The sequence below is a fragment of the Ruegeria sp. CDSA089 genome (assembly GCF_059612205.1).
Genome location: NZ_JBXWQD010000006.1, coordinates 199,909 through 223,698, shown reverse-complemented (window position 1 = coordinate 223,698; position 23,790 = coordinate 199,909). Strand labels below are relative to the sequence as shown.

The 23,790-nt window shown below is 59.0% G+C and carries 16 protein-coding genes; 6 read left to right on the top strand and 10 right to left on the bottom strand.

What is annotated here, in order from left to right:
* Positions 1-15 precede the first annotated feature (15 nt).
* Together amaB and AC2FJ6_RS15540 are read right to left on the bottom strand one after the other, a co-directional pair.
* Positions 16-1,512 (bottom strand): L-piperidine-6-carboxylate dehydrogenase, encoded by a 1,497-nt coding sequence (gene amaB, locus AC2FJ6_RS15545; protein ID WP_170771572.1) that lies wholly within the window; start codon positions 1,510-1,512, stop codon positions 16-18.
* Between the two features lie 18 nt (positions 1,513-1,530).
* Positions 1,531-2,637, bottom strand: coding sequence for a saccharopine dehydrogenase family protein (locus AC2FJ6_RS15540; protein WP_496669477.1), 1,107 nt, complete (start codon positions 2,635-2,637; stop codon positions 1,531-1,533).
* A 358-nt stretch (positions 2,638-2,995) separates the two neighbouring features.
* On the opposite strand from AC2FJ6_RS15540, the gene AC2FJ6_RS15535 reads away from it, so the two are divergent.
* Positions 2,996-6,625, top strand: a complete 3,630-nt coding sequence (locus tag AC2FJ6_RS15535) for a flavoprotein (RefSeq protein WP_170771128.1) — start codon at positions 2,996-2,998, stop codon at positions 6,623-6,625.
* On the opposite strand, the gene AC2FJ6_RS15530 is transcribed toward AC2FJ6_RS15535, so the two are convergent.
* From AC2FJ6_RS15530 to AC2FJ6_RS15495, 8 genes are all read right to left on the bottom strand, one after another.
* Positions 6,618-7,781 (bottom strand): hypothetical protein, encoded by a 1,164-nt coding sequence (locus AC2FJ6_RS15530; protein ID WP_170771131.1) that lies wholly within the window; start codon positions 7,779-7,781, stop codon positions 6,618-6,620. The two genes, AC2FJ6_RS15535 and AC2FJ6_RS15530, sit on opposite strands and share 8 nt — an antisense overlap.
* Before the next feature lie 12 nt (positions 7,782-7,793).
* Positions 7,794-11,060, bottom strand: coding sequence for an adenylate/guanylate cyclase domain-containing protein (locus AC2FJ6_RS15525; protein ID WP_496669475.1), 3,267 nt, complete (start codon positions 11,058-11,060; stop codon positions 7,794-7,796).
* 117 nt (positions 11,061-11,177) lie between these two features.
* The gene (locus AC2FJ6_RS15520) at positions 11,178-12,887 is read right to left on the bottom strand and encodes an ABC transporter ATP-binding protein (RefSeq protein ID WP_480876338.1); all 1,710 of its coding nucleotides are present in this window, start codon (positions 12,885-12,887) and stop codon (positions 11,178-11,180) included.
* Between the two features lie 4 nt (positions 12,888-12,891).
* Entirely contained in the window at positions 12,892-13,842 is a 951-nt protein-coding gene (locus AC2FJ6_RS15515; protein ID WP_170353864.1) for an ABC transporter permease, read from the bottom strand.
* Positions 13,839-14,816, bottom strand: a complete 978-nt coding sequence (locus AC2FJ6_RS15510) for an ABC transporter permease (protein ID WP_170353866.1) — start codon at positions 14,814-14,816, stop codon at positions 13,839-13,841. The genes AC2FJ6_RS15515 and AC2FJ6_RS15510 overlap by 4 nt, the downstream gene beginning before the upstream one ends.
* Before the next feature lie 48 nt (positions 14,817-14,864).
* Entirely contained in the window at positions 14,865-15,812 is a 948-nt protein-coding gene (locus AC2FJ6_RS15505) for a glutathione S-transferase family protein (protein WP_170771139.1), read from the bottom strand.
* A gap of 4 nt (positions 15,813-15,816) precedes the next feature.
* Positions 15,817-17,382: an ABC transporter substrate-binding protein gene (locus AC2FJ6_RS15500; RefSeq protein ID WP_170771141.1), complete on the bottom strand. Its 1,566-nt coding sequence runs from the start codon at positions 17,380-17,382 to the stop codon at positions 15,817-15,819.
* A gap of 127 nt (positions 17,383-17,509) precedes the next feature.
* Positions 17,510-19,090, bottom strand: a complete 1,581-nt coding sequence (locus AC2FJ6_RS15495) for an ABC transporter substrate-binding protein (protein ID WP_170771143.1) — start codon at positions 19,088-19,090, stop codon at positions 17,510-17,512.
* A gap of 429 nt (positions 19,091-19,519) precedes the next feature.
* Here AC2FJ6_RS15495 and AC2FJ6_RS15490 point away from each other — a divergent pair, with 429 nt between their 5' ends.
* From AC2FJ6_RS15490 to AC2FJ6_RS15470, 5 genes are read left to right on the top strand one after another with little or no spacing between them, the layout of a single operon-like run.
* Positions 19,520-20,404 (top strand): alpha/beta fold hydrolase, encoded by an 885-nt coding sequence (locus AC2FJ6_RS15490; protein WP_496669473.1) that lies wholly within the window; start codon positions 19,520-19,522, stop codon positions 20,402-20,404.
* On the top strand, positions 20,401-21,888 hold the full coding sequence (locus AC2FJ6_RS15485; protein WP_496669471.1) for an FAD-binding oxidoreductase: 1,488 nt from the start codon (positions 20,401-20,403) through the stop codon (positions 21,886-21,888). The genes AC2FJ6_RS15490 and AC2FJ6_RS15485 overlap by 4 nt, the downstream gene beginning before the upstream one ends.
* Entirely contained in the window at positions 21,885-22,295 is a 411-nt protein-coding gene (locus tag AC2FJ6_RS15480) for a hypothetical protein (protein ID WP_480876348.1), read from the top strand. Before AC2FJ6_RS15485 ends, AC2FJ6_RS15480 begins: the two co-directional genes overlap by 4 nt.
* Positions 22,292-23,338, top strand: coding sequence for a hypothetical protein (locus tag AC2FJ6_RS15475; protein WP_170771153.1), 1,047 nt, complete (start codon positions 22,292-22,294; stop codon positions 23,336-23,338). Before AC2FJ6_RS15480 ends, AC2FJ6_RS15475 begins: the two co-directional genes overlap by 4 nt.
* Complete coding sequence (locus AC2FJ6_RS15470; RefSeq protein WP_170771156.1) at positions 23,328-23,618, top strand: hypothetical protein; 291 nt, start codon at positions 23,328-23,330, stop codon at positions 23,616-23,618. Before AC2FJ6_RS15475 ends, AC2FJ6_RS15470 begins: the two co-directional genes overlap by 11 nt.
* Positions 23,619-23,790 lie beyond the last annotated feature (172 nt).

Sequence of the window (23,790 nt, the reverse complement as noted above, 5' to 3'; positions counted from 1 at the left end):
CCGCCGGGACAACGATCAGATGTCGAATTTCACACCCTGCGCCAGCGGCAGTTCGGCCGAGTAATTCACCGTATTGGTCTGGCGTCGCATATAGGCCTTCCACGCGTCCGATCCGCTTTCACGCCCGCCGCCGGTTTCTTTTTCTCCGCCAAAGGCTCCGCCAATCTCGGCCCCAGACGGACCGATATTGACGTTGGCAATACCGCAATCTGATCCAGCTGCGGTCAGGAACTGCTCGGCCTCGCGCATGTTCAAGGTGAACACGCAAGACGACAGGCCTTGCGGCACATCGTTCTGGATCTCGATGGCGTTATCAAAATCGTCGTAGCCCATCACATAGAGGATCGGCGCAAAGGTCTCGGTCTTTACGGTGGCCGTCTGGCCGGGCATCTCAACAATGGCGGGCTGCATATAGACGCCATCCGGCACGCCTTCGGTGACGCGCTGACCGCCGAACACGGTGCCCCCTTCGGCTTTGGCCGCGTCCAACGCTGCGGTCATGGCGGCGCCCGAGGCCTCATCGACCAGCGGGCCAATCAGCGTGCCCTCGGTCAGCGGGTTGCCGATGGGCAGACCGGCATAGGCCTTTTTCAAGCGACCCACCAGTTCCTCGCGGATTGAGTTATGTACGATCAGGCGGCGCAGCGTGGTGCAGCGTTGACCGGCAGTTCCCACGGCTGAGAAGACAATTGCGCGCACCGCCATTTCCAGATCGGCCGAAGGGCCAACGATCATCGCGTTATTGCCGCCCAGTTCCAGAATGCACTTGCCAAAGCGGGATGCCACCAAAGGCGCCACCGCGCGACCCATGCGGGTAGAACCGGTCGCCGAGATCACTGGAACATCCTCACTGGCCACCAGCGCCTCACCCAGCGTGGCACCGCCGATCAGGGTTTGCAGCAGATGGTCGGGCGCATCGCCGAAACGGGCCAGTGCACGTTCAAAGATCTTCTGGCAGGCCATCGCGGTCAGAGGTGTCTTTTCGGACGGTTTCCAGATCACTGTATCGCCGCAAACCAGCGCGATCGCCGCGTTCCACGACCAAACCGCAACCGGGAAGTTGAAGGCCGAGATCACGCCGACCGGACCCGCCGGGTGCCATGTCTCCATCATCCGGTGGCCGGGGCGCTCGGATGCGATGGTCAGACCGTATAGTTGCCGCGACAGGCCCACGGCAAAGTCGCAGATGTCGATCATCTCTTGCACTTCGCCCAGCCCTTCGGAGGTGATCTTGCCCGCCTCCCAACTGACCAGCGCGCCCAGATCGTCCTTGGCGGCGCGCAGTTCCTCGCCCAGCAGGCGGATCAGTTCTCCCCGGCGCGGCGCGGGGAAGGTGCGCCAGGCTTTGAACGCAGTCTTGGCATTGGCAAACACAGTCTCCATGTCGCCCGCCGGGGTTTCATGCACCTCGGCCAGCAGGCTGCCGTCGATGGGCGAGCGCACGGCCAGCGAGCCGCCGGTCAGCTCAGCCGCTGTCAGGTCCAGATTGGCAAGGATGGTTTGCGCAGTCATCACGATGTCTTTCATATCTCAGGCCGCCTTGTTTTGTTGGGTTGCATCGCCAGCGCGGTAAAGCTGGCCAAATTCGGTGTTCAGGAAATCGGACAGGGCCACTTGTTCCTGCCGGACAAAGCCCTTGGCAGGCAGCGCACCGGTGCGCATCAGATCGACCACGCCCAGTACGCCTGCGGCAGTTGTGACTTGAATGGCGCTCCAGACCTGTCCGTTGATCTTGCGGGCATAGCTTTTGTTGATCAGGGATTTCTCGCGCAAGCTTCCGCCGATCATGCCTTTGGCGGTGCAATAAACCAGCACCACGTCCTGATCCGTACGCGGAAGGGCGGTCTCGAAAATATCCTTGAGCAGATCTCGCCGGCGTTCCAGCCCCAGATCCTTGAGCAGCAGTTTCAGAATATCGCAATGGCCAGGATACCGGATCGACCGATAGGACACCGCGCGCGCCTTGCCCTCCAGCGTTTCGGGCAAAGTGCCCAAGCCACCCGAGGTGTTAAAACACTCATATTCCACCCCGTCATGGCCCAGCAGTTCGTAATCTTCCAGCGGCGCGGTCTTGACCCGCTCACCATTCACGATGGCATCGCAAGGGTTGCAATACTCGTTGATCAACCCGTCGGTGGACCATGTGAGGTTGTATTTCAACGCATTGGTCGGGAACAGAGGCAACGCCCCCACCCGCATATGCAAACTGTCCAGCGTGTCGAACTCGGCCGCCAGTGCAGCCCCGGCGATGCCGACAAAACCGGGTGCCAGACCGCATTGCGGCATGAAGGCGGTTTCGCTGCCCGCGGCCAGTTCGCGCACGGCATTGGTGGCCGCCACATCCTCGGTCAAGTCAAAGTAATGCGCCCCTGCCGCTTTGGCCGCCTTGGCGATCTGCGGGGTCAGAAAGAAAGGCGCAGCCGAGATCACGGCATCGAACCCCGCCAACCCTTGCGCCAATTGCGTTTCATCACCGACGTCGATCTGCCGGGTCAAGATACCTTGCCGGTTCAGCACCGACAGGGCCGACAGATCGCGGTCGGCCACGGTGACCGAATAATTGGACGACGATTTCAGCAGGGCGGCGATCATCTGACCGATTTTGCCTGCTCCGATGACACAGATATTCCAGCTCATAGCGCGCCTCCTCAAACGTTTTGGAAAAGTATGAAGGCGCGGTTGTTCGATCCGCAGGGGCAATCTTGACGAAACAGCCAAATGGTCCGTCACAATGCCGGTTTTTTCGTCTTTTAGAAGGATCGCACGAAAACCGAGTAGATATGCAACTATCCAAATACTTCCGTGATTTTCCACCTAACCTAAGGTAAGGTGCAGGTTATTGGGCCATTTTGTCCGCGCCAATTCCGCGTCACGCGTGGCCCTGACCCTGTCGGGAAACGCATTGCGTCCAATTACCGGACCGATGCACGTGTCCTAATTGATCCCGACATCGGTCCTGACATGCATATAAGCCAACGTTCAGGGGGGAACAGGCGTGCCTAAAGATCCGATTGAGAATTTCCGTACATTCAATCCATCCGAATCCGACTGGTCAGTGATCTATGCGATCCTGTCCGCATCGGAAGACAAACCCATCAAACCGCATTTCGAGTCCTTCGAGGTTGAAGCCGACACCATCCTGCCACCCGAAGGCTTGTATGTGGTCCTGTCCGGTCTGGTCCAGTTGCAGCAGGATGAGGTGGTTTTGGCCACCGCTGACGCCGGTGACTATTTCTATGAAGAACATCTTGAGATTTTCGATATCCCCGTCAGCCTTCAGGCGCTGGCCACGGCGGGGACCAAGCTGGCCTATTTGTCCAGCAGCCAATGGCTGGAAATCCCGCTTGATATCCGCAAACACTGTTACGACACCCTATTCGGGGATCTGGTCAGCGTGCATCTGCACAACTTTCAGCAACCCATCAACTGTTGCAGCGTGACAGCCGCAGCGCTGAGCATGTCGGCGTTGGGGTTCAGCTACGAGGTCAACGACATCTTCCGCGAATGCGCCTTGCCCACATCCTTTGTGGTCAATGACGGGATTTCCCTAGGCGAGCTTTACGACGTCGCCTGCACGTTCATCAACACGCAGGACCTGCGTGAGAAGATACAGGTTCAGGCCTATTTCATGGATGAGGCCACAACTTCGGTCGAATTGCTGTTGCAGGCGATTGATGAATCCAACCGGGTGGGCGGCGACAACGACATTCTGGTGGCCAATTTTCAGGTCGGCGTGGCCCATGGCAAGCAGAACATGCCGGGCGGGCATTTTGCGATCATCGCCAAATGCAACCCCAGCACCGGTCTGGTGCATATGATGGATGTCCACCCCGAGAAATACGGCAAGCTTTGGGTCACGACGATTGACCGACTATGGGCGGGCATGTCCGACCGCGACGGAACCTCGATGCGGTCGCGGGGGATTTTGCGGTTCTCGGCGCTCGAGGCGGTGAAGACAACGCTGCAAACGCTGCAACAGGATTGCAACTATGTGGATAGCACCGAATATCTGGCGAAAGACCCCAAGAAACGCCGCAACCTGTTCCGGCGGGCCAGCCCGAACATGAACTCGCTGGGGGTTCTGGCGGAAAGCCTCAACATCCTCGGGGATGAACAGGTGGATGAAGACAAGCTGTTGATCGCCACGCAGACCAATCTGACCGACAAACTCAACCGGGTGTCCACGGCCAAGGAAATGCACTTGCTGGCGCAGCGCTATCTGGGACAATCCCCCGATGTGCATTTGGGCAGCACTTTCCGCAGCTTTGCCGAACACCCCGGAAAGGGGAACCCAACGCCGGAAGAGTGGTTTCGCGCTCAATTGCATAGTCTGAACATCGAAAAAGACCGGCATTTGATGATCAATATCGACTTCAACCGCGTGCTGGGGTTCGAAGTGATCCGCCCCCCTGCGAATGTGTATCGCGAGACCGCGCTGCTGGAAGAATTCTGGTGCCTGTGCATCGCCTATGATGAGGCAACCGATCTGGTGACCGTGGTGGATATGAGCCCAGCGACCTCGCAAGTCTGGCAAGCGCCGCGCGGGCATCTGTTCCGCGGCCTACGCGACCTGTCAAACCCTGCGATGCTGGTGATCGAGGAACACGAGCCGCCCGAGGACCCCACTGATGTGGAACGGATCGTACGCGAGAATCCGATCGTCCTGTTCTACGCGGATGAGGACCCGTGGTCCTATATGCTGCGCAGTATGCTGGCCAATATTGGCATCACCACCGCCCGTCTAATCGACATCGAAGGCCACGGGGCCAACGTGATGAAGATGCGGCGGCAATTGACGATGATGACCGGCAAGGAAACCGCGCCCTACCTGTTCTTTCAGGGCGAATGTCTGGGGCGGCGCAAGGATATCGTCGATGTTGTTCTGGATGGCAGTTTTCAGCAAAGCGTCAAAGATGCCGGGCTGCCGGTGTTGCTGCGCCATGAATCCCCCAGCCTCGACAAGAATATCTTCGGCTATCCCAAAGGCGGGCTGACCGATGCGCCCAGCGAAAAGCGCAATGTACTGCTGTGTGCCTGCGGGTCCTCGGCGGCGGATAAGGTGCCGGATCTGGTCAAACGGATCAAGGATGCTGGCCATAACGTCAAGCTGATCCCATCCGTCTCGGCCGAGAAATTCTTTCGCGATATCGAGGTCGAGGACGAAACAGACGGCCCCAGAACCATGCGCCCCAAAACGATCGAGGATTACATCTCGCATCATGATTACTACCGCGACGATGATGAGTGGAATTTCCGCTATACCGAGTTCGGAATGCCCCTTAGGGCCTCGCATCTGGCTCTGTGCGACTGGGCAGATTGCGTGATCGTGGCGCCGGTGACGTGCAACACGATGGGCAAGATCGCTAATGGTATTGCTGACAATCTGCTGACCTCGGTCTTTGTGGCGTGGCAGTACCGGAACAAGCCGGTGATCCTCTGCCCTGCTTGCAACACTAATATGTGGAACAATGTCACAACCCAGAACAATGTCGAAAAGCTGCGGGATCTGGGGGTCGATATCGTCGGACCGCGCCGGGGACGGCTTTCGAACGGCATGATGGGGATCGGCATGATGGCCACCCCGGATCAGATCATGGAGGTCCTGGACGAAGCCTTCGAAGAACTAGCCGATCAGGAGCACAATATCTGCAAATGGGCGCAGGAGGCCGCGGCCTCGGACGAGTTCGCCCAATGGGGGCGCGTCTTTGATGCCATCGACCGAGGCATGGCTGGGATAGACATCGTCGATGACAGCAATGGCGACACGCTGCTGCACTATGCGGCCGGTGGTGAGGGCGAGTTGCACGAGAACGGGCAAGACCTTGGCAAGCCCGACCTTGAAGCAGCGCAAGAGCTGATAGATCGCGGGATCGACGTCAACGCCACCAACGATCACGGCTTTACCAGCCTACATGTGGCGGTAATGAACAACTCGGCCAAGATGGTGAAGGTTCTACTGGGCGCGCCGGGGATCGACGCCAGTTCCTGCATCAATTTCCTGCGCGATCCCAAGAACGCAAGGGACGTGCGGAAGGTAAAGCCCGAGATTGCGGCGATGCTGGACGATTGGGCCAATGCGCACACGGTCATCGCCCCCGAAGAGGTGGACGAAGACGATCTGATCGACGACCGCGAGCGGACTTATCTGTATTTCACCTACGGGTCGCTGAAGAAAGGCTTCCCCAACCACGACGCCCATGCCGAAGTGCTGGATGATTTCGTCGGGCAGGCGGTGACGCGGCAACGGATGCCACTGATCGTTCCGCACGAACCCCATTGCGACAATCCCAATTGCGGCTATCTGCACCGGATGGCCACGCTGGTCGATCAGAAAGGCCGAGGCGAACCGATCCAGGGCGAGGTTTATCGCGTGTCATCCTCGGGGTTGAAGGATCTGGACAAGCTCGAAGGGTATCACGGTCCCGGCTCGCCCGAGAATGTCTATGTCCGCAAGCGGATCAATGTGCTGCTGGATGGGGTGAAGAAACCCGCCTATGTCTATGTGATCGCGCATCCGACCAAATATCTGGACCAATGGGCCGATGGGTCTGCCGGGGTGGTGGCGGAATACACGCTGGATATGGCGACCGGCACGCCAAAGCCGGGTTTTACGCCCCCTAGTTAAGCATCTCGATCACGGCCTCATCCTCGGGGTCCGCCTTGAGGCTGAGGTTGTAGGCCGTGATCGCCACCATGCACAGCAGAACAAAGGGCCAGAACGCGGCCTTGGGGATCAGGTTGTCCTTGTAGTGAATGAACCGCAGGGATGGCACGGCCTCGGACGCAAACAGATAGGTGTTCACCGACACGGCCAGCAGCAGGAAATACATCAGGAAAAAGAACGACTCCATGTAGATCACCGGCGAACCGGCAAAGCCTTCGCGTAGTTGCACATGGGCCAGCAGGATCACGAAGAACAGAACCGAGCAGGTACCGATCACGCTGGAGGTACTGAAATCATGCCTCTCGACCAATTCGGGGCGACGGGTCACGGTCATCACCGCGCCAAACAGCAGCATCGTCACCACGATCAGCGGTATCATATGCACGATGAACGCGTTGCCGAAATTGCGCTTGATGACAAAGTTATAATGCAGCTCGGGCAGGTTGGTCTGAAAGTCGATATCCTTCAGGCCCATCGTGGTGCCCAGATCGGACAGGCGATAATCGAAATAGGTATTCTCACGCTCCCACGTGCCCATGACGATGCGCTTGTCGATGCCGAAAATATCCCTGGGCCCTGTGGCGGGATAGGCGTCGAAATCGGGGATTAGCGCCACGGCAGTGTCGAAACTGGCGGGCCAGAACCGCACCCAGACGGTTTTGTGGTCGAACGGATAGCTGGTGTAATCGAAACTCTGTCTTAGGGTCTGTTCAAAATACCAGCCAATCAGCTCTTCGTCGCCCTGATCAATGCGATACGCCTCTTCAATCGTCCCGCTGGCCGCGTCCGAGGCATCGGGCAAAACAAACCCGACATCGTCCTTGGCCGGTTTGATCGCATCATGCACGCCATCCTTGTAGTGCTGCCAAACATAGCCGGTCACATGAACGTCGCTGGCACCGGTAAAGACAAAGGACTTGATGAATATCCCGGTTTTAACGCGATATTCGGGCACGGTCTCAAGGTCTTTCAGATAATCCTCGACCGAAGCCTGATCGGGCAATTGCGTCGGATCGCCTTCGAAATGGTTCAGCGCGTTCCAAAGTACGATCAGCAAAACGGACAACAGAACCGTCAATACACCTGAGATGCGCCAGACTTTGCGTTCGATACTCATTCAACCCCTTACCTAATCGTCCAGCCGCCCGACCAGCGTCTGCGTGATGCCCATGTCGCGGAACCCGGCGCGCAGGGCCTCCAGCCCTTCATGTGCGGTTAGCGGAATGCCCCACGCACCGCATTCCGCCAGCGTTTTGGTTTGCTGAATGGACAGGTCCACCATTGGCAACGGCTCTTTCGCGGTGAAGGCGGCCAGGGCATCGGCATAGGCCGTGGCCCGGTCCCATTCCTGCCGGTTCAACATCACCGCGCTGGCATCGGTGTAGAAATGCAGGTGGCTGTGGCCGACGCAGCCCTCGGCGATGATCTCGGCCCCCAGTTTCAGATGACGATCCTGCGCATCAGCGTCCGGCTCGGCCATGGCCAGTGCCGAAAGCGCCTTGGGGCCCACAAAGTTTCGACCGTGTTCCAGCGCGATCTCGACCGCATGCTGGCCCGTCTTCCGGGCCTGATCCAGTTGCCCGGTATAAACCTGTGTGCGGGCCAGATGCTCTAGCGCCTGCGCCTCAAGCCGTTTGGCCCCGACCCGATTGGCAATCTCCGCGGAAACCGAGAAGGCCTCGGACGCCTGATCCAGCTCACCCAGAAAGGTATGCGCCACGCCAAGACAGGTTTGAGCCACGCATTCCGGCACAAAGGCAAAATACTTTTGCGACACCTCGATGGCTTCTTGCGCGTCCATCTTGCCCTGCGCCACATCGCCGGAATAGCTGCGCGCAACGCTGAGGTTGTGCAGGTTCGCCGCAAGGTCCCGAACAAGGCCCTTCTCACGCGCCCGCTCTACTGCCTGCGTATAGAACCCGACCGCCGTCTGCATCGTGGCGCTCATGAAATTGGCATCGCCAAAACCGCTGAGCGCACCAACCTCAAGTCGTACCGAATCCAGCTTGCGCGCCAGTGTTAGAGCCGTTTCATTGCTGGCCAGCGCCTTGTCGACCTGCCCCAGCGGGAAATAGACATTGCCGCGCACATAGTTGATCTGGGCGATGTCCCGATCCGAGCCACAGCGCTCGGCGGCGGCCTCAGCTGTCGCCAGACTTTCCAAAGCCTCGGTATACCGGCTGGCCTGACGCGCGGCCTGCGCCAACCCGATATGGGCGCGGCAGGTCTGTTCGTCGGTATCGGCCAGCGATGCGGCCTCATGAAACTCGCGCAGGGCCTCATCAGACAAGCCCTGTAGGCGGTGTATCTCCCCCCGCGCGCAAAGCAGATCAAACCGCACTCCGGCCGGTGCAGGCAGTTCCAGTGCCCGTTCGATCAGCGGGCTGGCATCGTCGAACTGGAAGGCCTGGATCAGCTTGTCCGCAGCCTCAAGATAGGCTTGCGCAGCGTTATTTGCCCCGGCGCGGTCCAGATGTTGCGCGCGTAGGGTGGCGTCGCGATCCTCGAACCATTTTGCTGCCTGCCGATGCAGCCGCGCACGTTCGGATTTGACCAGCGTGGCGTAAGACCCGTCGCGGATCAGAGCATGGGCAAACATCAGATCCTGCCCCGCCTCGCGGATCAGGGCCGAGCGGATCAGGGTGGACACATCCAGATGCCCCTCACCCAGCACGAAATTCAGCACCTCGGGCGAGAACCGCTGCCCCAGGACCGAGGCCGCCTGAATTGCCGCCCGGTTCTTGCGGTCCAGTGAATCCAACCGCGACTGAACGATGCCCTGTATGCTGCCGGGCACGGATTCGCGTTTCAGCACGTCGATATTGCGCAGAAGCTGCTCAAGAAACAGCGGGTTGCCACCGGCCCGTTCTACGCAGGCCTCCAGCAATTCAGGGTCTATTCCGGTGAATTCCTCGACCAATTGCCGCGCCTGATCATCTCCCATCGGCGCCAGTTCCAGCTTGGAGATCAAGGCACCCTCCGTGCCCATCTGCCATTCCCGGTCGATCGGGTCGCCTTCAACGCGGCTTGTCATCAATAGTACACAGGGCAAGTCACGCGTCGTCGCCGCCATATGCGCGCAAGCGGTCAGGATATCTGGCGCGGCCCAGTGGATATCCTCGATCTGGATCAATAGCGGGTTGTCTCGGCTGCGCCCGGCGATCAACTCATCGATCACACTACGCCGCCCGCGCAGGCGCGTGGCGTTGTCCATCACGGCATAAACTTCCGCCAGACCGGGGTCCTGTTCCAGCTCAAGCAAGGCATTCAGATGCGCGGCATTGGAGGGCGACACCCACCCTTTCGCAACTGCCCGCTTGGCAGCGTCGGCGCTGGTGGCGGCATCGGCGCTAGGCTCTAATCCCAGAATGCTCCGCGCGACGGATTGAATGGCGGAATGCCCCTCGCGCGCGCCGAAATCCATCACGACGCCTGTATGCGTGGAATAAGACAGCCCACTGGCCAGCTCGGCCACCTGTTCCGACAAATGTGTTTTGCCGATACCGGGTTCGCCCAGAATGATATGCACCTCGCCCTTGCCGTGGCGCTTGCACCGGTCAAATGTGGCCTCGAAGATGGACATCTCGCGCTCGCGCCCGACAAAGCGGTGACGGCGCGACCGGATGTTTTGTGCCAGACGCTCCAGCCGCCACAGCTCGACCGGGTCATTCAGACCCTTGATCGCCTTCTCGCCCATCGACTCGCCCACGAACAAGGGCCCCAGCGCGCGCTGAATGTCGTGGGACACCAGCGTCTCGCCAACCCCCGCCATATCGGTCACGCGCGAGGCCAGGTTCACCCCATCGCCCGTCACCGTGTATTCGGTATGCGCTTCGCTGCCGGTCGTGCTGGCGATCACCTGCCCCGAGGCGATGCCGATATGGCAGGTCAAAGGCCGCGTCAGGCTGGGAAGGACCGCGTGAATTTCCAACGCCGCCCGCGCCGCCCGTTCGGTGTCATTGGTGTGCGAGATCGGCGCGCCAAATACGGCCATGACCGCATCGCCGATGTGTTTGTCGATCCGCCCGCCGTATTTCTCGACCACGTGATCGACCTTGTGAAAGAACTCGTTCAGCAGCGCGTGCATGTCTTCTGCATCCAACTCGCTGGACAGGCGCGTGAATCCGGTCAGGTCCGCGAACATGACGGTGACTTGCCGCTTGGCAGGCTCGAGCGGGGCCTGCGGCGTGTAGGCCGAGACCATTTCGGCCACGTCCAGTTCCGAAATCGCACGCAGAAGCCGTCGGCGATCACCGACTGCGGTCACTCCGATTTCGATCAAGTCTTCGCCCGTCAGATCGGGCAAAATGGCGAAATCAATTTTGTTATCCAAAAAGGCTTGCGCATAGTCAGACAATCCAAGCGCGCTTAGCCAGTCCCTAAGGTCCTGAGACATGTCGCCCCTCTGAAGCCCCCAACTCCAAAGGTGAGACTAGCACGGCAGACACGCCCGAGTCTGCAATGGTTAACGAATTTAATGTTTATTTTCGCATATTTGCACGGATTGCGAGAGTTAGGTTTCGGCGTTCAACCCTTCCGTGGACAGATCGTCCAGTTTGGGCATCAACCGCAACAGCTCGCTCGCATATTCGGTCTGTGGATTGGCGAACAGGTCGTTGGTCTCTTGCAGCTCGACCACCTTGCCCTGTTTCATCACGGCCACCCGGTCGCACATCTGGCGCACAACTGGCAAATCGTGACTGATGAACAGCAAGGTCAGACCCAGATGCTCCTGCAAATCCTTCAGGATGTTCAGGATTTGGGCCTGAATTGACACGTCCAGCGCGCTGGTCGGTTCGTCACAGATCAAAAAGCGGGGCTGCGTGGCAAGTGCGCGGGCAATGGAAATCCGCTGACGCTGACCGCCCGAGAATTCATGCGGGTATTTCAGCCCGGCCTCATGACCCAGCCCAACCTGATCCAACAGCTCATCCACGCGGCGCTTGATATCAGCCCCGTCCATCAGCTTGTGATGGCGGATCGGCTCTGCCACGATTTCATCCACGCGCATCCGGGGGTTGAGAGAGGAATAGGGGTCTTGAAAGATCATCTGGATGTTCTTGCGATACGCATCCAGCGCGGCTTTGTTGGTCAGATCGCTGACTGTCTGCCCTTCGAATGAGATCGTGCCGCCATCAACCGGATAGAGCCCCGCAATCATCCGCGCGACGGTGGACTTGCCCGAGCCGGACTCCCCCACGACGCCAAACACCTCGCCCGCGCGGATGTCAAAGCTGACATCGTCCACAGCGGTGAAATAGGTGCGGTCCCACGGCAGAAGCCCTCGCTTTTGCAGGAACTTCTTGGTCAGGTTGCGGATCTCAAACACCGGTTTGCTGGTGTCATTGTCCACTTTGGGCCAGTGGCGGGCCATGTCTTCGATCGCAAAGCGGGTCTCGCGCCCGCCATAGCTGATTTGCGGAAAGCGATGCAGTTTGAGTGTTGGGCGCGGTACGGCGGCGATCAGGGACTTGGTGTATTCGTGGGTCGGCTGGCCCATGACCTGAGACGTAGGGCCGCTTTCGACCACCTTACCCGCATACATCACCGTCACCTTGTCGGTGGTGTCGGCAATCACGCCCATGTCGTGGGTAATTAGGATAACCCCTACCTGCCGCTCGGTCGCCAGCTCTTTGATCAGGTCCAGAATCTGCGCTTGAACGGACACATCCAAGGCTGTCGTCGGTTCATCCGCGATGATCACGTCGGGCTCGGTACACAACGCCAAAGCAATCACCACACGCTGCCGCATCCCGCCCGAGAACTGGTGCGGGTACTGGTCCAGCCGTGTATCGGGGTCAGGGATACCTACACGGTCAATCAGATCGCGGGCGCGTTTGTTGGCCTCACTATCTGAACCACCCAGATGCGCCTGAATGGTCTCGACCAGTTGCTCGCGCACGGTGAACAGCGGGTTCAGCGAGGTCAGCGGGTCCTGAAAGATCATCGAGATCTTTTTGCCGCGCAGCCCACGCATCGCCTCGGCGTCGATACCGCTGATCTGGTCACCGCTCAGCTTGATCGTACCGCTGGCGATACGGCCGGGTCGGTCGAGCAGACCCATAATGGCGGCTCCGATTGTGGATTTACCGGCCCCGGATTCACCCACAAGCCCGTGGATTTCGCCGGGCTCAACCGACAGGTCCACATGGTCCACGGCAGTGAACAGTTTGCGGCGGGTCGGGAATTCGACCGTCAGGTCATTGATTGTCAGAAGGCTCATGAAATCACCGCAGCTTGGGGTTTAGCGCGTCGCGCAGCCAGTCACCCAGCAGGTTCACAGACAAGGCCAACGCGAGAAGGGTGCAGGCCGGGAAGAACAGAATCCACCACTCACCCGAGAACAGGAAACCCTGCCCGATGCGGATCAGTGTCCCCAGAGAAGGCTGGGTCGGTGGGGCGCCCACGCCGAGGAAGCTGAGTGTCGCCTCGGCAATGATCGCCAAAGCCAGCGAGATCGTGGCGATCACAAGAACTGGGCTGAGTACATTGGGCAGGATGTGGCGGAACATGATCGGGAAGGACCCACGACCGATCAGGCGGGCGGCCTGGACGTATTCCTTGTTTTTCTCGACCAACGCCGCGCCGCGCACCACGCGGGCGAACTGGACCCAGTCAGACAGCGCAATGGCAACGATCAGGACGTAGATCGCCATCTCATCGCGGTATTCCGGCGGGGTGACGCCTTTAGCGATACCAAAGATCAGCATAGCCACCAGAATGGCCGGGAAGGTCAGCTGCACATCGGCAACCCGCATGATCAGCGTTTCAATCCAGCCGCCGAAATAAGCCGCAACCAGCCCAAGAACGATGCCGATGATCAAAGCCAGCAGCACGGCAGATGCGCCCACGAACAGGGAAACGCGCATCCCGTACAGGATGGTCGAGAATACGTCGCGCCCTTGATCGTCGGTGCCCAGCAGAAAGGTTTCCTGTGTAAAGGCGTTGGGTGTTCCGGGCGGCGTAAACCCGTTCATCAGGTTCAGTGAGGACGGATCGAACGGATTATAGGGCGCGATCAGCGGCGCAAAGATCGCCGAAAGCACAAGTATGGCGACAACCAGAGTCGCGACAATAGCCACAGGTGAATGCCGAAAGGACCATGCGAAGTCGCCGTCCCAGAACTTGGCGAACCGCGACTTTTCCGGCGCTTTGGGGGTATCGAGAATATCGGTCATGTGGCCCTCGCGTCGACACGCAGGCGCGGGTCAATAGCATAGTAAAGAAGATCGACAATCAGGTTGATCGTCACGAACATGACCGAAATCAGCATCAGATAGGCGGCCATGACGGGGATATCGACGAACTGGATCGCGTTGATGAACAGCAGACCGACGCCCGGCCATTGGAACACCGTCTCGGTGATGATGGCGAAGGCAATGATCGAACCCAGTTGCAAACCGGTAATGGTGATCACCGGCACCAGTGTGTTCTTCAGCGCGTGACGGAAGTTGATCACCCGGTCCGACAATCCGCGGGCACGGGCAAAACGAACGTAGTCGGCGCGCAAAACTTCCAGCATCTCGGACCGCACAAGCCGCATGATCAGTGTCATCTGATACAGGCCCAGCGTGATCGCAGGCAGGATCAACGCCTTAAGGCCCGACGACGTCAAAAAGCCCGTAGACCAGTTCCCAATCATAACGGTTTCGCCCCTCCCGAAGCTGGGAAGAAGGTCAAGTTCGACCGAGAAGATATAGATCAGCAAAATCCCGATCAGGAAGGTCGGCAACGAAACCCCAATCAAACTGACGGTCATAATCACATTCGCCGCGATCCCTTGTCGTCGGATCGCTGTGAAGACGCCCAGAGCAATACCCATTGTGATGGCCAGAAAACCTGACACAAAGGCCAGTTCCAGCGTTGCGGGTGCACGTTCTGCGATGATGGTCGAAACCGGACGACCCTGGCGGTAAGAGACGCCAAAATTGCCCTGAACGGCCCCTTGCAGGAACTTGAAATACTGGACCGGGAAGGGTTTATCCAACCCAAGCTCGCCCCTCAGCCGGTCGATATCGGCCTGGGTGCGCTCTTGCCCCAGCATGTTGTCGATCGGATCGCCGACAAATCGGAACATGGAAAAAGCGACCAGACCCACGACCAAAAGCACGATCACGGATTGGAACATCCTTCGAACGATATATGCGAACATTTAGTTTCCCCGTTGATCTGCCTCTCTACGCACGCCCTGTCCAAATGGTCAAGATGTCGCAGAGGACAAGCTGACCCGATCCTGTGGCTCAGCCCAGTTTATATGTGGCCCCAATGGCACGATCCCCAGCGGGTTTCGCAGCTCGGAGGGTGAGAAATACCCGGCCTTGTAGATATCGGGCTTCACTGTCCGGGCAATCTCCGGTCGAGAATACAAATCCCGCGCATAGCCCCACAGATGCGGATAGTCCACCAGACGCCGCAAATTGCAGCGGAAGGCATAGTGATAGGCCACATCGAACCGCGCCAGTGTCGCGAACAGGCGCAGGTCGGCCTCGGTCAGCTCGTCGCCGCACAGGTACCGGTTGGTAGCCAGATGGGTCTCGATCTCGTCCAGCATGGTGAAGACATCGCGGAATCCGGCCTCGTACGCCTCTTGCGTGCGGGCAAACCCGGCGCGATAGACGCCATTGTTCAGGCGCGGATAGATTTTATCGTTCCAGGCGTTGATCTGATCCAGCTTTTCTGGCGGGGCCAGATTGGGGCCATAGCCTTCCAACGTGCCAAGCATGCGCACGAGATCCGCGGATTCATTCGACACCGCGAGGTTTTCGGCGCGATCCCACAACAAAGGCACGGTGATGCGCCCAGTATAAGCAGGATCAACCTTTGCATAGGCTTGATGCAACGCGGTGACACCGAACAGAGGATCGGCATAGTCACCATCGGTGTCGTACACCCAACCGTCCGGCGTGCGGCGCGGGCGGGCATAGGCGACGGTGATCAACTCCTCCAATCCCTTAACGGCGCGCGTCAGCAGGACCCGATGCGCCCAAGGGCAATTCCACGCGGCATACAGGTGGAACCGCCCCGGCTCATAAGGACCGTTTGGCAGAGCGTTGCGGATGGTCGACGCTTGACGACGGTATGCGCCGTCAAGCGATGTGTCGGGGGCGGGGTCGTCCACATGGTAGACCCCGGCAATCATAACGCCCATGCGGTCAGTTCACCGTAACCCAACGCAAGATGAAGAAGTTATCCGGGCGTTGCGTCAGGTCGATATTACTGCCGGTCCCCCAAACCAGAGGCTGCACATACATCGGCACATAGACATGATCATCCTGATAGATGGCCGTCACCTCATCCAGCATGGCCTGACGCTTCGTCGCGTCTAGCTCGGATTGGATCATCGGCAACAGTTCATCCACCCGTTCGTTCGAGTAGCCGCCGAAATTCCAGCTGCCCAGCTTCTTTTCCTCGTTCGGCGTGGCTACCAGAAAGCGAACGGGATGTTCGGCGTCGAATGTGCCGGGGCTCCAGCCCAGCATATACATGTCGTAGTTATCCTCGCGCAGCTCTGGCCAGTAGTTGCGGACGGGCATGGCATCCAGTTCCGCCGTGATCCCAATCTGCGCCAGCATGGTGACGACAGCCTGACAGACCGGTTCGTCATTCAGATAACGGTCATTGGGGCACTTCAACCCGAACGAGAACCCATCCCCGTAGCCCGCCTCGGCCAGAAGCGCCTTGGCACCTTCGACATCAAAGGCGGGGCGATCTGCATTGGCGGCGGAATAGCCGCTCATAGCCGGGCTTACCAGTTGCGAGGCGGCTTCGGCATTGCCGCGCATGATCGTGGCCAGAATTGCATCCACATTGATCGCCTGCGCCACCGCCTGACGGACCCGCGCATCACGGAAAGGGTTCGGTTTGCCCGCGTCATCGGTGTATTTCAGCGTCTCGGCTTCATGATCGAAACCCAGCATGATCACGCGCGCCTCGATCCCCTGAATGACGTCCACATCGGCGTTTTCCTTCAGGCGTGCAACGTCTTGGATCGGGACAGGATTGATCATGTCCACATCACCCGACAGCAGCGCCGCAACGGCAGTCGCTGGGTTCTGGATCGGGTTGAATTCGGCGCGAGTAATGTTGTGTTCAACCTCACCCCACCAAACGCCATGCGGCTCTAACACGGTCTTAAGCCCCGGTTCGCGGGCCGTCACCTTGAATGCACCGGTGCCATTGGCATTGATCGTGGCGTAGTTGCCGGTTTCCTTGTCAGGCACCAAGGCGTCATTCGCCTCGGTCCAGCCTTGATCCATGATCATCCAGTTGGCGATCGAGGACGGGAACAGCGGGTTCGGCGCCGAGGTCATGATATCGACCGTATAGTCATCGACTATGATCACCTCACTGACCGGCGCAAACCAGCTGCGCGTATCCGCCGCCTCGCCTGAGGCCCGCTGATAGCTGAACAGCACGTCTTGCGCATCGAAGGTGCTGCCGTCGTGAAAGGTCACGTCCTCACGCAGCTTGAATCGCCAGCCTTCACCCTCTCCGATCGGCTCCCAGCTTACGGCCAGCGCGGGTTCGACCGTCATGTCTTTGCCGCGGCGCACTAGCCCTTCGTAGACATTGTTGAGAAAACCCAGAACCGGGGCCGAGTTGACGGCGTGCGGGTCCATGGTCTGCGGATCGGTGGTCGAGGCCCATTTGAACTCGGCCGCCTGAACACTGGTCGCAGCCAGCAGGGCCAGGCCAATGGCACTGTTTCTAAGGATCATTTTTATCTCTCCCTGTTCTCTGCGCCTGAGTTTTCTTGGTTTTTCGCTTGCACGCAAGGAAATCTCAGGGCGAAACAAAAAACAGGGCGCGAAATCCGCGCCCTGCCTTGTTCGCAATCGAACCGATTTAGTTCATGGTGAAGTATTTGACTTTCGGCTGGTCTTCCGCATCCACTTCGATGCCCACGCCATCAGCCATACCCCAGTTCAGAACCTGGTGGTGGATCGGGATGTACAGCGCTTCGTCCTGCACCACGCGCCAGATGTCGGCGATGTCAGCGTTCCGCGCATCAAGATCGGTGTTCGAGGCCAGCGACTTGATCTTCGCATCCAGCGCATCGTCCTGATAGCCGGTGCCGTTCCACGTTCCGATATCGTCCTCGCGACCATGGACCAGGAAGTTGAAGATGTATTCCGAGTCATATGTCGGCACGCCCCAACCCAGCATGTAGAAGTCGGTCTTGCTGTCGGTGATCAGCGGGAAATGCTGTGCCTTGGGCTTGGCGTCCAGATTCACAGTCACGCCGATCTGACCCAGCATACCGACAGCCGCCTGACAGATCGCCTCATCGTTGATGTAGCGGTCATTCGGGCAGTCCAGCCGCAGCGAGAAACCGTCGCCATAGCCTGCCTCGGCCATCAGGGCCTTGGCTTTTTCCAGGTCGGTCGAGGATTCGCCGTCCATATCAGCAGTCCAACCGTTGACAAAGGGCGGTGCGATCATGCCCGCAGGCTGCGACTGGCCGCGCATCACGACCTGCTTGATCGCATCGCGGTTGATCGCCATCGACATGGCCTGACGCACACGCACATCGGCCAATGGGTTCTTGCCGTCCACGTTATCCGCTTCGATGTCATCTGCGCCCTGGTTCATACCAAAGAAGATCACACGGTTCTGCGGCGCCTGCTTGACCATCAGGCCATCGGCACTGTTGACGCGCTCAATATCCTGCACCGGCATATCCTGAAGGAAGTTCACTTCACCCGACAGCATCGCGGCCACACGCGTTGCAGCGTTCTGGATCGGGGTATAGATGATCTCGGTCACTTCCATCGGGAACTGGTCGATGCCCCAATAGTCATCGTTGCGCACCATCACGGTTTTCACGTCAGGCTCGCGGCTTTGCAGCTTATATGGCCCCGTGCCGTTGGCGTTGGTGGTGGCATAGGTAATCTCGCCGCCCTCAAAATCCTGCACATTGACGGTGTCATTGGCCTCGGCCCAGCCTTTGTCCAGAATGAACAGGTTGGTCAGGTTCGACGGCAGGATCGGGTTCGGACCATCTGTGACCATCTCGATCGTATAGTCATCGACCGCGCGCACTTCGGTGATCGAGCCGATCAGCTCTTTCATGTCGGAATTCGGCTGCTTGGCGCGCTCAAAGCTGAATACAACGTCTTCTGCGTTGAAATCAGAACCATCGTGGAATTTCACACCTTCGCGCAGCTTGAAGACCCAGACGTTCGGATCATCGGCCTTGGGCCCCCACTCGGTCGCTAGCGCGGGTTCAAACGCGCCGGTCACGTCGCGGATGATCAGCGGCTCATACATCTGGTGGCGAATGGTGTGCGACGGACCTTCGTTTTGCGAATGCGGGTCCAACGTCAGCGCGTCACCCGCGCGCGCCCAGCGCAGAGTTTCAGCCGATGCACCTGCCGCCATCATTGCGGTCGCACTGGCGGCAATCATCAGATTTCTTAGGATCATTATAATCTCCCCGTTTATTGTTAGCGCCGCCATCCCAGACGGCAGGCCGTTGTCGCGGCCTTGGTGGTCCTGATCATCCAGATCATTTTCACAGTTGCAACACTAGATTGTGAGCCAACTGAAATGTTTATCTCGACTCTTGGTTTTCCCATTGATTAGAGACTGTTTTGTATAGAAATTAGTTGACCGCTTGGTCAAGTTTAGAGCGCTGAATGCAGTGTCATCACCCGGATTCTGCTGTGCGTCCGAATTGCAGCACCCTTGCCCGGTAAGGATTTCCGGCGGTTGCATTTCCGTCTGGCGCGCACAACTATCCGGGCAATGAAGGTATTTTTCAGGTTCATTTTTTCAGCTCTGTTGCTTGTCACTGTTGTGCTGACCGGGTTTTGGGTGGCAGCCAGCAACCGTGAGACTGTTCCGGTGGGCCACTTGCCTGATGACACAGGCCGGATGATCGAAACCTCTGAGGGTGCGATCTTTGCTTTGGACGTCGGCGACCCTTCGGCGCCGCCGGTTCTGTTTGCACATGGAACAGCGGCGTGGTCGGGTTTGTGGCGACCCACGCTTTCCCACATGTCCGACGCCGGGTTTCGCGCGATCGCCTTTGACATGCCGCCTTTCGGCTGGTCGGAACCAGCACAGGATGAGGACTACAGTCGGACGCGTCAGGCCGAACGCATTATCGCCCTTCTCGAAGAGCTGGACAGCCCTCCGATCGCCGTCGCGCATTCTATCGGCGCAGGGCCCGTGGCCGAGGCTGTTATGCTGCGCCCCGATTTGGTGTCCGGGTTGGTCATAGTTTGTGGGGCGATTGCGCTTGAGGCGCATGAATCTCCAACTTCTGAGCCCATTTACCTGCGAAATGGGCTGCTGCGACAGGGTATAGCCGCCACAACAGTCTCTAATCCACTGCTAACGCGCCATTTCCTTCGCGCGTTTTTGCATGTGAAACTGGCTGCAACGCCTGAAATCGTCTCGATATTGCGCAATCCAATGGCCCGCGAAGGATATACCAAGGCCGTTGCGGACTGGTTGCCGCACCTGCTTGTGCCGCCGCAGAACGCGCGCAGCACACGGGCAGAAAGCTGGCGTACGCTCGACCTGCCGGTCGCATTGATCTGGGGCGCGGAAGATACCGTGACCCCGGTCGCGCAAGCCCACGCCTTGCACGCGCTGCTATCCGAAGCACCGCTGATCGTCTTGCCCGATGTAGGTCACATCCCGCAAATCGAGGACCCAGAGCAGTTTCAAACCGCATTAATTGACGTGCTGAAGGCCATGCCCGGGCCGACGCTATCAAAGGAAGACGTATGACGATTTTCACCAGACGCGCCGCACTTTTCGCCGCCGGTGGAGTGGCGGGCTGGGGATTGTCTCGTTGGTTGGGACCAGACCTGCCCGTTTATGACGGCACCCGCTACACGCCTGCCGTGTCGGATGCCACGATCCTGAATGACGCCAGCGGATTGTCACCGACGCCGGTACACAAGCATCTGGTGATGACCGAGAATGCTGATGAAGCCCTGATCACGGCCATCCGTCAGGAACTGGCGCAGGCACAGGCCGAGGGCCGCCCGGTGAATGTCGGCGCCGCGCGCCATTCGATGGGGGCGCAAGCCATCCCGCGCGATGGCACAGCGATCACCTTTGACAACGGCTCGGTCGAGATTGACAGCGCAGCGCAGACATACCGCGCCCATGCCGGGGCACGCTGGTCTCAGGTCATTGCGGCGTTGGACCCTGCAGGATGGTCGCCCAAGGTGATGCAATCGAACCACGACTTCGGCGTTGCTGCGACCTATTCCGTCAACGCCCATGGCTGGCCGGTTCCGTTCGGACCAATGGGCGCAACCGTGCGATCCCTGCGCATGATCCTACCGGACGGAGAGCTTGTGACATGCTCGCCCACGGAAAACGCCGACCTGTTCAATCTGGGCATGGGAGGCTATGGGCTGATCGGCATCATCGTCGATCTAGAAGTCGAAATGGTCTCTAATACACGGCTATCACCTACTTTCAAATTGATGGAAGCCAGCGCCTTTGCCAACGCTTTCCGCCAGGCCGTGGCTGACCCGGCTGTGACGATGGCCTATGGCAGGCTCAATGTCGAAAGGGCGTCCTTCTTTGAAAAAGCCTTGCTGATCACCTACCGCGAGACCGAGGATCAATCGGACCTGCCGCCGGCATCCGGCTCGGGATGGATGTCGCATGCCGCCAGTCGTCTCTACCGCGCGCAGCTAGGCAACGAGGCGTTCAAGTCCTTTCGCTGGTGGAACGAAACCACGCTAGGCCCAGCCTTGGGCGGGGGTGAGGCAACGCGGAATTCCCTGATCAACGAACCGGTTGTCACGCTGGACGACCGCAACCCGGACCGCACCGATATCCTGCACGAATATTTCGTGGGCTTCGACGCCTTTGACGATTTCCTGACCGCCTGCCGCGAGGTGATCCCGGCCTCGTATCAGGAGTTTCTGAACGTGACCCTGCGCTATGTGGCGCAAGACGATCAGGCGGTTCTGTCCTTCGCCTCGGAACCACGCATCGCTGCGGTTATGTCCTTCAGTCAGGAGATGACCGACCGCGCCGAGGCCGACATGGCCCGTATGACGCAAGAGCTGATCAACCGGATCACCGCGATCGGCGGGGCTTATTACCTGCCCTACCGCCCGCACGCGCGGCTGGATCAACTGACCGCCGCCTATTCGCGCGCGCGAGAGTTTGCGCAGGCCAAACGCGCGTTAGATCCGCAACTGGTGTTAAGAAACAACCTTTGGGACAGCTATTTGGGGCAGCTATGACCAATCTTCAAAAACTCTGTATGGGGTATTTTGTGGCACTGATGATTGCCGCGTCGCTGAATTACATACCCGGTCTGACGGATGAAAACGGTCTGGCTTTTGGCATCTTTGCCCTGGATATCTATGACGACGCGCTGCATGTGGCGTCGGCCTTCTGGGCGCTGATTGCCGGGCTTTGGTCCCATCGCGCTGCGCGCACCTTTCTGATCCTGTTCGGGCTGGCCTATCTGGGCGACGGAGTTTTCGGGTTCTTCACTGGCTACGGCTATCTGGATCTGGGGATCTTCACGAACAACTCAGCCGGGATGAACCTGTCCCTCGGACGCGTGCTGGCAAACCTGCCGCATCTGGCGCTGGGAGGGGTGGCCGCCTGGGCCGGTCTGCGTGACGCACGGAGGACGGCATGAGATTTCTGCTGAGATGGCTGCGCAGGCTGGTTCTGCTGTTGGTGCTGGTCGGGATCGGCTTGGCCGCACCGATCATCTATGTCGAAACAAGCTGCAAGGGTACCGCGCAGGCGCAACCCTACGACGCCCTGCTACCGGCCGAGCATCACCGCCCCGAAACCCGCAGCCTGATGACCTATCCTGAGTGGCACATTGTCCACGCTTATGAGGATTATGCCGAGGTTCTGCGCCAAGGCGACCCGCATGACTACGGCTTCTGGCAAGGGATCACGGGGTTCTGGAGCTCGCTCTGCGCGCTGACCGAAACAGCCGCTGCCCATGGCGAGATTGACGGTGAGACCAAGCAGACGATCTATGTGATCGGGGCCAGTTTCACGGCGGAACTGGCGTTGAAGGCACTGTATGAAGAGACAGTCGGCCGCCTGTTTACCGCCCTGCGCGGCCCGGAACGGGCTCCGCTGGATGAACTGTCGGCGCAGCAGGCATCAGATTACGCTGAATTCCTGCAACAGGTGCCATGGTACAAGTGGCGCTTTGACGACGATGCCCAAAGCTTGATTGACCAGTCCAGCGGCTCGATCCGCGACACTGAACGCGCAATAGCTCTGGGTCTGGAATACACCACCAAGGGTGGCTATGCCGGGGTGATTGAACAGGCCGTTGAGCAGGTCGGTCAGGATGAGCTGACCCTTCGCATGATCGTCACGTCAGAGGGCGAGTTGCCCGCCTATCCCGACATGCAAGTCATCGCCCAGCGCCCTGAAGGGATTGAGATCGAGACGCCACGCTACCGCGCCCTGACCAATCTGCTGGTGCAGATGGCCGGTGACGGTGTGAACGTGGTCGAGATCGCAGGCAATGACGACATCCTGTTTACCGCAATTTCGGATCAGCCCACGCGGGCAGACGCGATCTACAGCGCGCCTCGCCAAGGGTTCGGCGACCACCGACATCTGATCGTCGTCAAAGTGTCCGATCTGGCCGAACGTCTGCGCCAACTTCCGGGGTCAGGCCTGGCACTGGAACATATCCATGACTATTAGGGCGGTTCTGATTGCCCTGCCGCTGATGTTTCTGGGGTGGCTGTCCACGCTTGTTGTTGTGGCTTTGCTGACAGACGACGCCCCGGCCTATGTGGTTGTCCTGCCCAAAACGCAGATGCTTGAGGCGCTGCCCGGCGACGTCTCGGTCCTTGCGGCCTCGCCCTTCAGCCTGACCGTCGCGTCAGAAAGCGAGGGATTTGTAAAATCCCTATATAATATGGGCGCTCGCCTGGTGCTCCCTGCGGGCCTGCCGGGCTGTCTGCCACTGCCCAAGGCCTGACATCTCGGTCTCGTGCCTTCCTCCATGCTAAAAACCCACGTTTGATCAGGCTGCTTTGCGTATACGCCTGCGCCATCGAGTTTTCTGCAAGTTGGTCAACAAAAATTTGCTGCACTCAGCTCTTATCAACCTTTCATTAACTAATTTTCGCTTTCTACACCTAAAAGTTGTA

Bases quoted from the DNA above. Each gene is read 5' to 3' on its own strand.
- AC2FJ6_RS15510 (WP_170353866.1), bottom strand. From the start codon at position 14,816: ATGTTCGCATATATCGTTCGAAGGATGTTCCAATCCGTGATCGTGCTT.
- amaB (WP_170771572.1), bottom strand. From the start codon at position 1,512: ATGACTGCGCAAACCATCCTTGCCAATCTGGACCTGACAGCGGCTGAG.
- AC2FJ6_RS15540 (WP_496669477.1), bottom strand. From the start codon at position 2,637: ATGAGCTGGAATATCTGTGTCATCGGAGCAGGCAAAATCGGTCAGATG.
- AC2FJ6_RS15525 (WP_496669475.1), bottom strand. From the start codon at position 11,060: ATGTCTCAGGACCTTAGGGACTGGCTAAGCGCGCTTGGATTGTCTGAC.
- AC2FJ6_RS15470 (WP_170771156.1), top strand. From the start codon at position 23,328: ATGACTATTAGGGCGGTTCTGATTGCCCTGCCGCTGATGTTTCTGGGG.
- AC2FJ6_RS15515 (WP_170353864.1), bottom strand. From the start codon at position 13,842: ATGACCGATATTCTCGATACCCCCAAAGCGCCGGAAAAGTCGCGGTTC.
- AC2FJ6_RS15500 (WP_170771141.1), bottom strand. From the start codon at position 17,382: ATGATCCTTAGAAACAGTGCCATTGGCCTGGCCCTGCTGGCTGCGACC.
- AC2FJ6_RS15530 (WP_170771131.1), bottom strand. From the start codon at position 7,781: ATGAGTATCGAACGCAAAGTCTGGCGCATCTCAGGTGTATTGACGGTT.
- AC2FJ6_RS15475 (WP_170771153.1), top strand. From the start codon at position 22,292: ATGAGATTTCTGCTGAGATGGCTGCGCAGGCTGGTTCTGCTGTTGGTG.
- AC2FJ6_RS15520 (WP_480876338.1), bottom strand. From the start codon at position 12,887: ATGAGCCTTCTGACAATCAATGACCTGACGGTCGAATTCCCGACCCGC.
- AC2FJ6_RS15485 (WP_496669471.1), top strand. From the start codon at position 20,401: ATGACGATTTTCACCAGACGCGCCGCACTTTTCGCCGCCGGTGGAGTG.
- AC2FJ6_RS15505 (WP_170771139.1), bottom strand. From the start codon at position 15,812: ATGGGCGTTATGATTGCCGGGGTCTACCATGTGGACGACCCCGCCCCC.
- AC2FJ6_RS15495 (WP_170771143.1), bottom strand. From the start codon at position 19,090: ATGATCCTAAGAAATCTGATGATTGCCGCCAGTGCGACCGCAATGATG.
- AC2FJ6_RS15480 (WP_480876348.1), top strand. From the start codon at position 21,885: ATGACCAATCTTCAAAAACTCTGTATGGGGTATTTTGTGGCACTGATG.